Origin of the sequence: Cellulosimicrobium marinum (genome assembly GCF_020551945.1) — a bacterium.
GTDB classification, from domain to species: Bacteria; Actinomycetota; Actinomycetes; order Actinomycetales; family Cellulomonadaceae; genus Cellulosimicrobium; species Cellulosimicrobium marinum.
Genome location: NZ_JAJBZH010000001.1, coordinates 16,577 through 28,825, shown reverse-complemented (window position 1 = coordinate 28,825; position 12,249 = coordinate 16,577). Strand labels below are relative to the sequence as shown.

10 protein-coding genes are annotated in these 12,249 nt (G+C 75.0%); 2 read left to right on the top strand and 8 right to left on the bottom strand.

Annotated features, from left to right (window positions below; all coding sequences use genetic code 11):
* Positions 1–39: 39 nt before the first annotated feature.
* The 7 genes from LGQ04_RS00125 to LGQ04_RS00095 form a co-directional block, all read right to left on the bottom strand.
* Entirely contained in the window at positions 40–1,839 is a 1,800-nt protein-coding gene (locus LGQ04_RS00125; RefSeq protein ID WP_229241459.1) for an FAD-dependent oxidoreductase, read from the bottom strand.
* Complete coding sequence (locus tag LGQ04_RS00120; protein ID WP_229242343.1) at positions 1,836–4,181, bottom strand: molybdopterin oxidoreductase family protein; 2,346 nt, start codon at positions 4,179–4,181, stop codon at positions 1,836–1,838. Before LGQ04_RS00120 ends, LGQ04_RS00125 begins: the two co-directional genes overlap by 4 nt.
* A gap of 69 nt (positions 4,182–4,250) precedes the next feature.
* Positions 4,251–5,717, bottom strand: coding sequence for an MFS transporter (locus tag LGQ04_RS00115; RefSeq protein ID WP_229241458.1), 1,467 nt, complete (start codon positions 5,715–5,717; stop codon positions 4,251–4,253).
* A 309-nt stretch (positions 5,718–6,026) separates the two neighbouring features.
* Positions 6,027–7,439, bottom strand: a complete 1,413-nt coding sequence (locus tag LGQ04_RS00110; protein ID WP_229241457.1) for a dihydrolipoamide acetyltransferase family protein — start codon at positions 7,437–7,439, stop codon at positions 6,027–6,029.
* A 48-nt stretch (positions 7,440–7,487) separates the two neighbouring features.
* Positions 7,488–8,480 carry an alpha-ketoacid dehydrogenase subunit beta gene (locus tag LGQ04_RS00105; RefSeq protein WP_229241456.1) on the bottom strand — a complete coding sequence of 331 codons (993 nt, stop codon included), beginning with the start codon at positions 8,478–8,480 and terminating at the stop codon, positions 7,488–7,490.
* Entirely contained in the window at positions 8,477–9,676 is a 1,200-nt protein-coding gene (locus LGQ04_RS00100; protein WP_229241455.1) for a thiamine pyrophosphate-dependent dehydrogenase E1 component subunit alpha, read from the bottom strand. Before LGQ04_RS00100 ends, LGQ04_RS00105 begins: the two co-directional genes overlap by 4 nt.
* A gap of 196 nt (positions 9,677–9,872) precedes the next feature.
* The gene (locus LGQ04_RS00095) at positions 9,873–10,139 is read right to left on the bottom strand and encodes a DUF805 domain-containing protein (protein ID WP_229241454.1); all 267 of its coding nucleotides are present in this window, start codon (positions 10,137–10,139) and stop codon (positions 9,873–9,875) included.
* 96 nt (positions 10,140–10,235) lie between these two features.
* On the opposite strand from LGQ04_RS00095, the gene LGQ04_RS00090 reads away from it, so the two are divergent.
* Both LGQ04_RS00090 and LGQ04_RS00085 read left to right on the top strand, forming a co-directional pair.
* On the top strand, positions 10,236–10,484 hold the full coding sequence (locus LGQ04_RS00090; protein ID WP_229241453.1) for a type II toxin-antitoxin system Phd/YefM family antitoxin: 249 nt from the start codon (positions 10,236–10,238) through the stop codon (positions 10,482–10,484).
* 69 nt (positions 10,485–10,553) lie between these two features.
* On the top strand, positions 10,554–11,054 hold the full coding sequence (locus tag LGQ04_RS00085; RefSeq protein WP_229241452.1) for a PNPOx family protein: 501 nt from the start codon (positions 10,554–10,556) through the stop codon (positions 11,052–11,054).
* On the opposite strand, the gene hisC is transcribed toward LGQ04_RS00085, so the two are convergent.
* Positions 11,051–12,133, bottom strand: coding sequence for a histidinol-phosphate transaminase (gene hisC, locus LGQ04_RS00080; RefSeq protein ID WP_229241451.1), 1,083 nt, complete (start codon positions 12,131–12,133; stop codon positions 11,051–11,053). The two genes, LGQ04_RS00085 and hisC, sit on opposite strands and share 4 nt — an antisense overlap.
* Positions 12,134–12,249 lie beyond the last annotated feature (116 nt).

Genomic DNA, 12,249 nt, shown 5'->3' with positions numbered 1-12,249 from the left:
CTCCTGGGGTGAGCGGGGGCGAGTCGTCCACCGACGACGCTACGGAGCCGCGATTTCGCGACCGTGCACCGGTCGTTGCCCGTCCGTAACGGTCTTCTCACCCGCCGTGCCGTCGTCGTGTGAGGACGTCTGCTCGGGGTCGGCCGACGCGAGCCAGTCGACGAGCCCGCACACGACGTCCTTGCACCCGCCGCATCCCGTCGTGGCGCGCGTCGCACGGGCGAGGTCGTCGACCGACCGTGCGCCGTCGCGCCAGCAGCCCACGAGGTCGCCCTTGGTCACGCCGTTGCACTGGCACACGGTGGTGCGGTCCGGCATGAGGGTGGGCGTCGTCGCCGGCGCGGGCGCCTGCGCGACCGGGCGCAGCAGGAGCTGGGCCGGGTCGGAGGGCACCGGCAGGCGACGGGTGTACGTCGCGGTGAGGTCGGCGCCGACGTCGGGTGCGCCGACGCACGTCGCCCCCACGAGCAGCCCGTCCGCGACGACGACCTCGACGTGCCGGCCCGACGCCGGATCGCTCAGAGTCACCGTGCGGTGCGCGGGGTCCGGGTCGCGTCGCGCGCCGCACACCCCCATCGTCACAATCTCCAGCCCGTGCGCCTTGACCCGCACGACGTCCGTCGGGAGCGCCCCGGGCCCCGGCGAGCTGTCAGCGCTCCGACGGTCCCGCGACCCCTGGGGCGCTGACAGGTCCATGACCGGGCGGGCCACGACGCGTGTCGCGAGGCGCAGCGCCATGCTCGGACGCCCCGGGTCGGTGAGTCGCACGCGCGGGGGGCGGGGCGCGCCGTCGGGCCTGACGCCGCCCGGTCGTTCCTCGCCCCGCCAGACGCCGGCCCGCGCCGCGGGAGCGGAGAGCGCGGCGAGGCGCGCCGCGAGGTCGGCGGCGAGCCGCCGGGCCTGCTCCCACCCCTGCGCGATCAGTCCTGTCCCGCCCTCGGGCGGCTGGGCGCAGTCGCCGATCGCGAAGACGCGCGGGTCGTCCGGGCTCGCGAGGTCCGCGCCGACGACGACGCCCCGGTCCACCGTCAGCCCCGCGGCCCGCGCGAGCCGGGTCTCGGGGACCGTGCCGCACGCGAGGACGACGAGGTCGGCGTCGAGCTCGACGTCGCGGAGAGCGCCCGGGTCCGGGTGGCGCGGGTCGGGGACGCGCAGCGCGAGCCCGTGGACGCGCCCGGCGGCGTCGACGTCGACCCGTTCGGTGCGCGCCCCCGTCCACGTCCGCACGCCGAGCCGCGCGAGGGTGCGCTCGACCACCGTCCCCGCGGCCGGGTCGAGCTGACGGTCCATCGCGCTCGGGCCCCCGTGCACGACGTTCACCGGCACACCGCGCCGCGCCAGACCGCACGCCACCTCCAGGCCGAGGACGCCCGCCCCGACGACGACGGCGCTGCGCGCGTTGACCGACGCGGCGACGATCTCGCGCGCGTCGTCGAGCGTGCGCAGGGCGTGCACGCCGCGCGGGAGCCCGCCCGGCCGGTCGGCGAGGCCCGCGACGTCGGGCACGCGCGCCGCCGCACCGGTGGCGAGGACCACCGCGTCGTAGGGGTACGCGCCGTCCGCGGTGACGACGCGCCGCGCCGTCCGGTCGACGGCGATCGCCTCCGTGCCGCGACGCACCGTCACGGCCGGGTCGTCGGCCGCGGGGAGCCCGATCGCCGCGACGTCGACCTTGCCCGCGACGACCTCGCTGAGCAGGACGCGGTTGTACGGCTCGTACTCCTCGGCGCCGAGCACCGTGACCTCGACCGCGGCCGCCGACGACCCGGCGTGCGCGACGAGGTCCTGGGCGAACCGCGCACCGACCATGCCGTGCCCGATCACGACGACGCGTCTCATGCGTCCCCCTCTCCCGACCTGTCAGCACCCGCCGGGACCAGGGACCGGTGGGGCGCTGACAAGTCCTGCGGTGCGCGCCGCACGTCGACCGCGCACACCTTGAACTCGGGCATGCCCGAGATCGGGTCCGTCGCGTCCGTCGTGACGCGGTTGACGCTCCCGGCACCGCTCCAGTGGAACGGCATGAACACGGTGTCGGGGCGGATGCGGTCGGTCCACCGGGCGGCCGCCTCGACGTGCCCGCGGCGCGACGTGAGCCGCACGCGGTCGCCGTCGCCGACGCCGAGCCGCTCGCCGAGCAGCGGGTGCATCTCGACGTACGGGGCGGGCACGACCCGGTCCAGCTCGGGGACGCGCCGCGTCTGCGCACCCGACTGGTAGTGCTGCAGCACACGGCCCGTCACGAGGTACACGGGGCTCCCGGGGCGCACGTCGTCGCTGGGCCCGGCATGGTCGACGGCGACCATGCGCGCCCGCCCGTCCGGCGTCGCGAAGCGGTCGAGGAACGGGCGCGGGGTGCCGGGGTGCGCGTGCCCGGCCCCGTCAGGGTCGTGCGCGGGGACGGGCCAGAACAGGCCCGGCCCGCCCGCGGCCTCGTCGGCGTCGAGGCGCGCGTGGCTGAGCCCGGCGTAGTCCGCGACACCGCCCGCCGACGCGCGCGCGAGCTCGTCGAAGACGACCGCGGGGTCCGTGGGGAACGCGACCGTCGACCCGAGACGTCGCGCGAGCTCGGCGAGGATCCACAGTTCCGAGCGCGCCTCGCCGGGTGTGGCGACCGCCTGCCGGCGCCGGATGACGCGCCCCTCCAGCGACGTCATCGTGCCCTCCTCCTCCGCCCACTGCGTCACGGGCAGCACGACGTCGGCCAGCAGCGCGGTCTCCGACGGCACCGTGTCGCACACGACGAGCAGGTCGAGCGCGCGCAGCCCGTCGACCACGCGGTCCGCGTTCGGCGCGCTGACGACGACGTTCGAGCCGTGCACGAACAGCACGCGCGGCCGCACCCCGCCGGCCCCCCCGTCCGACCGGCCGTCCGACCCACAGTCGGTCCCACCGTCGGACCGGTCGGCGGCACCGAGCGACCGCAGGAGCTCGACGGCGGGCTTGCCCGGCCCGGGGAGCGTGGCGGGGTCGACGCCCCACACCGCGGCGACGTGCGCGCGCGCCGCGGGGTCGTCGATCTTGCGGTACCCGGGAAGCTGGTCGGCCTTCTGCCCGTGCTCGCGCCCGCCCTGGCCGTTGCCCTGGCCGGTGATCGCGCCGTACCCGGACCCGACGCGGCCGGGCAGCCCGAGCGCGAGCGCGAGGTTGATCGTCGCGGTGACGGTCGCGGTGCCCTGCGAGGACTGCTCGACGCCGCGCCCCGTCAGCAGGTAGGCGCCCGCGCCGCCGTGGAGCGGCGACGCGGCGGCGAGCCGACGCGCGACGTGCCGCAGCCGCTCGGCGGGGATCCCGGTCACGGTCTCGGCGCGCTCGGGCCACCACGCGGCGACGGAGCGGCGCACGGCGTCGAACCCGGTCGTGCGCGCGGTGAGGTACGCGACGTCGGCGAGGCCCTCCGCGACGACGACGTGCAGGAGCGCGAGGAGCACGGCGAGGTCGGTGCCCGGCACGGGCTGCAGGTGCACGCCCTGGTCCCCGACCGGCCCGACGCCCGGCGCGACACCGTCCCGCGGCTCCGCGTCCCCGGTGAGCGCGGCCGTCGCGCTGCGCCGCGGGTCGACGACGACGAGCCCGCCCCGCGACCGAACGCCCGCGAGGTGCTGCACCGACGGGGGCATCGTCTCGGCGAGGTTCGAGCCGAGGAGGAGCACGGCGTCGGCCCCGGCGAGGTCGGCGAGCGGGAACGGCAGACCGCGGTCCAGCCCGAACGCCCGGTTCGACGCCGCCGCCGCGGACGCCATGCAGAACCGGCCGTTGTAGTCGATGTTCGCGGTGCGCAGGACGGTGCGCGCGAACTTGCCCAGCGCGTACGCCTTCTCGTTGGTCAGACCGCCGCCGCCGAACACCGCGACCGCGTCGCGACCGTGCGCGGCCTGGGTGCGCACGACCTGCCCCGCGACGACGTCGAGCGCCGCGTCCCACGACGCGGGGCGGAGCTCGCCGTCCGGCCCGCGCAGGAGCGGCGTGGTGATCCGGTCCCCCGCGCGCAGCACGGTCGCGCTCGTCCAGCCCTTCTGGCACAGGCCGCCCTGGTTCGTCGGGAAGTCGCGCGGCGCGACCTCGACGGGCAGCCGCGTGCGCCCGCCCGCCTCGACCGGTGCGCCCCCCGTGCCCGACGCCGCCCGGTCGCCGCCCGGCCCGGGCGCGCCCGCGGCGTCGTGCACGGGGGTGAGGGTCATGCCGCACTGCAGGGCGCAGTAGGGGCAGTGCGTCGCGGCGGGTGCGCTCGTCACGGTGCGGTCCCGCGCTCAGATGCCGGCCGACGCGAGCGCCGACCCCTTGCGCAGGTACACGGCCCAGGCGACGACCGCCATGACGGCGTAGACCCCGATGAACACCCACAGCGCGGGGACGAGCGAGCCGGTGAGGCTCGTCGACGCGGCGAACCCGCGCGGGATGAGGAACCCGCCGAACGCGCCGACCGCGCCCGCGATGCCGATGCATCCCGCGGCGGCCTTGCGGGCCCGGGCGCGGGCCGCGTCGAGGACGGCGGGGTCGACGCCCGCCGCGCCGTCGATCGCGCCGCCGGGCACCGCGCTCGCCTGGAACACCGCGGGGATCATCCGGTACGTCGAGCCGTTGCCGATCCCGGTGGCGACGAACAGCACGAGGAACGAGCCGAAGAACAGGCCGAAGCTGTGCGACTGCAGCGCCTGGATCGCGCCGAACGCACCGAGCGCCATGACCCCGTACGACGCGATGGTGACGCGCGTGCCGCCGACACGGTCCGCGATGATCCCGCCGAGCGGGCGCGTGACCGACCCGACGAGCGCGCCGAGGAACGCGATCGACAGCGTCACCTCGGGGAACTGGCCCTTGAGCAGCATGGGGAACGCGCCCGCGTAGCCGATGAACGACCCGAACGTGCCGATGTAGAGGAAGGAGATGATCCACGTGTGCCGGGTGCGGGTGGCCGCGGCGAACGAGCGCGGGTCGGCCTTCGCGGTGGACAGGTTGTCCATGAAGCGCCACGCGAGGAACGCGGCGAGCACGATGAACGGGATCATCATGAGGCCCGCGCGCTCGAGCGCGATGCCCGCACCGGCGACGATGACGAGCGGCACGGCGAGCTGCACGGCCGCCGTCCCGAGGTTGCCGCCCGCCGCGTTGAGCCCCAGCGCCTTGCCCTTCTCCTTCTCCGGGTAGAAGAACGAGATGTTCGCCATCGACGACGCGAAGTTGCCCCCGCCGAACCCGGCGAGCGCCGCCGCGCCGAGCATGAGGCCGAACGGCGTCTCCGGGTTCTGCACGACGACCGCCAGCGCGGCGGTCGGGAGCAACAGCAGGAGCGCCGACACGACCGTCCAGTTCCGCCCCCCGAACACCGGCACGGCGAACGTGTACGGGATGCGCAGCGTCGCACCCACGAGGCTCGGGACGGCGATGAGCCAGAACTGCTGGTCGACCGTCAGGGCGAACCCGGCCGCGGGGAGCTGCGGCACGACGATCGACCACAGCGCCCACACGGCGAAGCCGAGGAACTCCGCGAACACCGAGATCCACAGGTTGCGCGAAGCGACCCGGCGGCCGCCGTCGCGCCAGAACGTCGGGTCCTCGGGGTCCCAGTGGTCGATCCACCGGCCGGACCGGCGCGCGGGGGCCGCCGTGGTCGTGGGGGCGGCGGTCGTCGTGGCGGGCCCGCCGACGGTGCGGGCCGCGGTGGGCTGTGCGGACTGCTCACCCTCGTGGGTGGTGGGGCTCGTGGGCGCGGACATGGCGTCTCCTCCGGGCGGGTCCTGTCAGTGACATGGACGTTAGGAACGCCGTGTTTCGTCGGCCGCCGCGGGTCGTAAACCCCGTGTGAGGTCTTCCGCACACCGCGCCACGCTCACCTGTGAGAGCCGGGCCGCGAAGGAGAGAACCCCGGTACCGCGAGAGAGAACCCCGGTTGGCCGACGTAGAACCGCAGTCTCGCGAAGTAGAACGGTGGTCGTGCGCGGCCGCCCGACCCCGGTCCACCGCACCAGCGTTCTACCTCGGAACACTGCGGTTCTCCCTCGCGGGACTGCGGTACTTCTCCCCGGTCAGCCCCAGACCAGGCCGCGGGCGGGGTCCTCGAGCACCTTCGCGACGTCGGACAGGAAGCGGGCGCCGAGCTCGCCGTCGACGAGGCGGTGGTCGAAGCTCAGGGCAAGCTGCGTGACCCAGCGCTTGCGGATCTTGCCCTTGTGCACCCACGGCTGCTCGCGGATCGCGCCGAACGCGAGGATCGCCGCCTCGCCCGGGTTGAGGATCGGGGTGCCGGTGTCGATGCCGAACACGCCGACGTTCGTGATGGTGATGGTGCCGTCGGACATGTCGGTCGGCGACGTCCGGCCGGCGCGCGCGGTCGCGGTGAGGTCGGCGATCTCGCTCGCGAGGCCGTGCAGGTCGAGGCGGTGCGCGTCCTTGATGTTCGGCACGACGAGCCCGCGCGGCGTGGCGGCCGCGATCCCGAGGTTCACGTAGTGCTTGTAGACGATCTCCTGCGCGGCGTCGTCCCAGCTCGCGTTGATCTCGGGGTGGCGGCGCACGGCGAGGAGCAGCGCCTTGGCGGTGACGAGCAGGGGTGTGACGCGCACGTCGGTGAACGCGCGGTCCTCGCGCAGCGTGCGCACCAGCCGCATCGTCCTCGTGACGTCGACGGTGTGGAACACGGTGACGTGCGGGGCGGTGAACGCGCTCGTGACCATCGCCTCGGCGGTGCGCTTGCGCACGGACTTCACGGGGACGCGCGTGCGTCGACCGTCGGGCGTGACGGTGCCGGACGCGAGCCACGGCTGGTCGTCGTCGGCGTACGTCGCGAGCGGCTGCGCCTTCGCCTGCTCGTGGTGGGCGAGGACGTCCTCGCGCGTGACGATGCCGCCCGGCCCGGTGCCGGCGACGCTCGTGAGGTCGAGCCCGAGGTCCTTCGCGAGCTTGCGCACCGGCGGCTTCGCGAGCACGGGCAGGTGCACGTGCCCGACGGCGCGCTCCCCTGCCGAGCTGTCAGCCGCCGGTCGGTCTCCGGACCCCTGGGGTGCTGACAGGTCGGTGGGCGCGGCGGTGCGGCGACGACGGCGCGCGGTCCCCGGCTCGACGGTGCCGTAGCCGACGAGCACGGACCCGGACCCGCCGCCCTCGCTCGCGGCGGGTGCGGTGCGAGCGGGGGCCGCGTCCGCGCCGTCGGGCACGGTCGCGGCGGGCGCGACGGGAGCCGGGGCGGTGCCGTCGGGGTCGGTGTCGACGACGACGATGGGCACGCCCACCTCGACCGTCACGCCCTCGGGGACGAGGATCTCGCTGACCACGCCGGTGAAGGGCGAGGGCAGGTCGACGAGCGACTTCGCCGTCTCGATCTCGACGATCGTGTCGTTGACCGTGACGCGGTCGCCGACGCCGACGTGCCAGTGCACGATCTCGGCCTCGGTGAGACCTTCACCCGCGTCGGGGAGCTTGAACTGCTCGTACGTCGGCACTGCGTGTCCTCCTGGTGCTTCCGGGTCCCTGGCGCTCGCGCGGCCGCGTCAGTACGCGAACGCGCGGTCGACGGCGTCGAGCACGCGGTCGAGGCTCGGGAGGTAGTCGTGCTCGATCTTCGCGACGGGGTACGGCGTGTGGAACCCGCCGACGCGCAGCACGGGCGCCTCCAACGAGTAGAAGCACTCCTCCGTGACGCGCGCAGCCACCTCGGCGCCCGACCCGAGGTACGACGGCGCCTCGTGCACGACGACGCAGCGTCCCGTCCGGCGCACGGACTCCACCACGGTCGCGGTGTCGAGCGGGGAGATGGCGCGCAGGTCGACGACCTCGACGCTGCGGCCCTCCTGCTCCGCGGCGGCGGCGGCACGCAGCGCGGTCGCGACCGTCGGGCCGTACGCGACGAGCGTGAGGTCCGTGCCGGACCGCAGCACGCGGGCGCGGTCGAGGACGCGCGCGCCCTCGCCCCGGCCGCCGAGGTCGACCTCGCCCTTCTCCCAGTAGCGGCCCTTCGGCTCGAAGAACAGCACCGGGTCGGGCGACGCGATCGCCTCCTGGATCATCGTGAACGCGTCCTGCGGCGTCGACGGCGACACGACGCGCAGCCCGGCGGTGTGCGCGAACAGCGCCTCCGGGCTCTCGCTGTGGTGCTCGACCGCGCCGATCCCGCCGCCGTACGGCACGCGGATCACGACGGGCACCTCGAGCCTCCCGCCGGAGCGGTAGCGCATCTTCGCGAGCTGGGTCGTGATCTGGTCGTACGCGGGGAAGATGAACCCGTCGAACTGGATCTCGCACACGGGCCGGTAACCGCGCAGCGCGAGGCCGATCGCGGTGCCGAGGATGCCGGACTCCGCGAGCGGGGTGTCGACGACGCGGTCCTCCCCGAAGTCCTTCTGCAGCCCGTCGGTCACGCGGAACACGCCGCCGAGCGCGCCGATGTCCTCGCCCATGAGCAGGACCTTCGGGTCGGTCTCCAGCGAGCGCCGCAGGCCCTCGTTGATGCCCTTGGCGAGGGTGAGCGTCTTCGTGGTGCTCATCGTGTGGCCTCCTGCCCGGCGACGGCGTCGTCCGCCGCGAACGACTCCTCGTACTCGGCGAACCACGCCCGTTCGGCCTCGACGACCGCGTGGGGGGTCCCGTAGACGTGGTCGAACATGGACTGCGCGGGCGGGGCGGCCAGCGCGCGCGTCCCCGTCCGGAGCCGCTCTCCCAGCGCCTCGGCCTCGGCGGCGACCTCGGCGGCGAACGCCTCGTCCCACGCGTCCTCGGCGCGCAGCAGCGCCTCCAGGCGGTCGATGGGGTCGCGCCGACGCCAGTAGTCCTCCTGCGCGCGCGAGCGGTACTTCGTCGGGTCGTCCGACGTCGTGTGCGCGCCCATGCGGTAGGTGAACGCCTCGACGAACGTCGGGCCGCCGCCGGACCGGGCGCGCTCCAGCGCCTCGGCCGTCACCGCGTAGCACGCGAGGACGTCGTTGCCGTCGACGCGCACGCTCGGCACGCCGAACCCGCCGCCGCGGCGGTAGAGCGGGACGCGCGTCTGCTTCGTCGTGGGCTCGGAGCTGGCCCCCGGGTTGTTCTGGCAGAAGAGCACGACGGGCGCGTTGTTCACGGCCGCGAACACGAGCGCCTCGTTGACGTCGCCCTGGGACGTCGCGCCGTCGCCGAAGTACGCCACGACGGCCGTGTCGCGGTCCGGGTCACCGGTGCCGACGAGGCCGTCGCGCTGGACCCCCATCGCGTACCCGGTCGCGTGCAGCGCGTGGGAGCCGATGACGAGCGTGTACAGGTGCACGTTGTGCACCGTGGGGTCCCAGCCGCCGTGGTCGACCCCGCGGTACAGCCGCAGGCGGTCGACCGGGTCGATGCCGCGCACGTGCGACACCCCGTGCTCGCGGTAGGACGGGAAGACGTAGTCCTGCGCGGCGAGCGCGCGGCCGGAGCCGATCTGGGCGGCCTCCTGCCCGCGCGACTGCGCGAACAGGCCGAGCTCGCCCTGGCGCTGGAGCGACGTCGCCTCGTCGTCGAAGCGCCGCGTGAGCACCATGTCGCGGTACAGGCCCCGCAGGGCCGCGGCGTCGAGGTGCGCGACGCGCTCACGGTAGGCGTCCGTCTCGGGCGTGGTGACCCGGGCCCCGGCGGGCGTGACGAGCTGGACGAGGGGTGCGTCGTCGGGCCCGCCGGCGAGGTCCGGGAGGTCGGGCGTGCTCGTGGTGTTCCTCGCGTCGTCCGTCACGCGATTCTCCTTCGGTGCGCACCGGCCGGTGGCCGCCGCGCTCGGGGGCAAGGAGGCGTCCGGGTGACCGGGCGCCGTCGGAACCTACGTCTCCGTAGCCTACGCAAGCGTAGGCTACGACACCGTAGGGAGCGCCCCCGACGTGTCGGCCAACGTCCCCCGCACCGCTTTGGAGAGAACCTCCAACAGCTGCCCCTCAGCGGGGGTACGGCCCGCCGGACCTCAGCGCGTCGCGCTCGCGCAGCACCGGCCAGCGCGAGAACGCGAACACCAGGAACATCACCACGTTCACCACCGGCACGAGCGCGATGAGGATCCACCAGCCCGAGTACCCGGCCTTCTGGATGATCCGCACGTACGCCACGAGGAACAGCAACGCGACCACGAGGTAGATCACCAGCGCCGCCCCGCCGAACAGCCACCCGTACTCGTCCACGAACTGGTCGTACTCCACACCGTCCATACCGTCGAGTGTTCTCCCGGCCCAGAGGTCGGGCAACCTGGAGACACCGGGCCCGACGGCGCGGGTCGGCCGTCGCGGCGGCGGTAGCCTCGCGAGATGCAGACGGTCGGGATCGACGAGCTGAGCCGGAACCCGCAGGCGGTCGTCCACGACGTCCTGGAGGCCGGGCAGGCGGTCGCCATCACAGCCGAGGGCCGACCGACCGGGGTCCTGCTCGTCCCCGAGGGCCGGGCGCGACGCCGACGGTGGGTCCGCGGGGAGTCCCTCCGCGACGTCGTCCCGCTGAGCCGCGCGGACGTCGACGCGCTCGGGGCAGACCTCGACGACAGCCCGACGACGCGGTAGCCGGCCGCCCGGCCGGCCCGGCGACGGCGCCCTACGCTGGTGCGGACGGACCGAACGAGGGAGACAGCGATGCTCCGACGGATCCTCGGCCTGGCAGGCGCGGCCGCGGCACTGGCGCTCGCGGCGATGGCGGCGCTCGTCCTGATCCTGCGCACCCGGTGGGAGCCGGGCATCCGCTTCCTCCACGAGCGCCAACGGGCGTTCCGGGACCGGGCGGTCGCCCGGTCGGGCCGGCCGGGCGACGCGCACGCCGTCGTCCACCACGTGGGCCGGACGTCCGGCCGCGCCTACGCGACACCGATCGGCGTCGAACGGACGCCCGCCGGGTTCGTCGTGACCCTGCCCTACGGCTCGGGCACGGACTGGGCCCGCAACGTCCTCGCCGCGGGCGGCGGCGAGCTGACGACGGACGGCGAGACGGTCCGCGTCACCTCGCCGCGCGTGCTCGGCCGCGCCGAGGCCGCACCGCTGCTGTCCACCCGGGAACGCGTCGTCGGGCAGGTGTTCGGCGTGACGGAGTACCTGCTGCTCCAGCTCGACCCCGGGCAGCACGGTGTCGACAGGCTTTAGCGCCAGGTCGCGCTGACGCGCAGGAAGAGGTCGGTGGCCTCGGGCTCGCCGACGCTGACGCGCAGGCCCTCGCCCGCGAAGGGGCGGACGATCGCACCTGCGGCGCGGGCCTCCTCGGCGCGCTGGACGGTGCGCTCGCCGAGGTCGAACCAGACGAAGTTGGCGTGGGTCTCGGGCAGCTCCCAGCCCTGGTCGCGCAGGCCGTCGACGAGGCGGGTGCGGTCGTCGACGAGGTGCTCGACGCGGGCGAGCAGCTCGTCGCGCGCGTCGAGGGACGCGAGGGCGGCGCGCTGCGCGACGTGGGACACGCCGAACGGCGTGGAGACCGCGCGGATGCCGGTGGCGAGGCGGGGGCGAGCGACGGCGTACCCGACGCGCAGGCCCGCGAGCCCGTACGCCTTGGAGAACGTGCGCAGCAGCACGACGTTCGGGTGCTGGGCGTAGACGGCGAGGCCGTCGGGGGCCTGCGGGTCGCGCACGAACTCGAGGTAGGCCTCGTCGAGCACGACGAGGACGTCGGACGGGACGGCGGCGAGGAACGCGTCGAGCTCGTCGCGGTGCACCGCGGGACCGGTGGGGTTGTTGGGCGTGCACACGAGGACCACGCGTGTGCGCTCGCCGACCGCCGCGGCCATCGCGGGCAGGTCGAGGCGGCCCCGCTCGTGCGCGCCGTCGAGCAGCGGCACCTGCACCGACGTGCCGCCCGCGACGGCGACCGCGATGGGGTACGCCTCGAAGGAGCGCCACGGGTAGACGACCTCGTCGCCCGGCTCCAGCACGGTCTGCAGCACGTGCGCGAGGACCGCGACGGAGCCGTTGCCCACGACGACCTCGCCCGGCGTGACGTCCAGGTGGCCCGCGAGCGCCTCGACGAGCTCGGTGGCGTACATGTCGGGGTAGCGGTTGACGTCGGCGGCGGCATCGGCGATCGCGGCGACGACGGACGGGAGCGGCGGGTACGGGTTCTCGTTGGACGAGAGCTTGAACGCGGCGGCGCCCGGGGCGACGCGGCCCCCGGGGACGTAGGCCGGCAGTGCGGCGACGGCGGGACGCAGGGGGACGCGGGGTTCGTGGGCCACGGTCGACAAGCATGCCACCACCCGACGTCCGCCGGTCGTGCCGATCGGGTGCCCCCGGCACGTACCAGGACCGGTTGAGGGCCGCTCCCTATCATGAGACGGGCCGGTCTCGAGGA

What these genes read in the sequence shown, in the direction of transcription:
- LGQ04_RS00095 (WP_229241454.1), bottom strand. Translation starts at nt 10,139, where the DNA reads ATGGACGGTGTGGAGTACGACCAGTTCGTGGACGAGTACGGGTGGCTG.
- LGQ04_RS00115 (WP_229241458.1), bottom strand. Translation starts at nt 5,717, where the DNA reads ATGTCCGCGCCCACGAGCCCCACCACCCACGAGGGTGAGCAGTCCGCA.
- LGQ04_RS00105 (WP_229241456.1), bottom strand. Translation starts at nt 8,480, where the DNA reads ATGAGCACCACGAAGACGCTCACCCTCGCCAAGGGCATCAACGAGGGC.
- LGQ04_RS00125 (WP_229241459.1), bottom strand. Translation starts at nt 1,839, where the DNA reads ATGAGACGCGTCGTCGTGATCGGGCACGGCATGGTCGGTGCGCGGTTC.
- LGQ04_RS00090 (WP_229241453.1), top strand. Translation starts at nt 10,236, where the DNA reads ATGCAGACGGTCGGGATCGACGAGCTGAGCCGGAACCCGCAGGCGGTC.
- LGQ04_RS00120 (WP_229242343.1), bottom strand. Translation starts at nt 4,181, where the DNA reads ATGACCCTCACCCCCGTGCACGACGCCGCGGGCGCGCCCGGGCCGGGC.
- LGQ04_RS00085 (WP_229241452.1), top strand. Translation starts at nt 10,554, where the DNA reads ATGCTCCGACGGATCCTCGGCCTGGCAGGCGCGGCCGCGGCACTGGCG.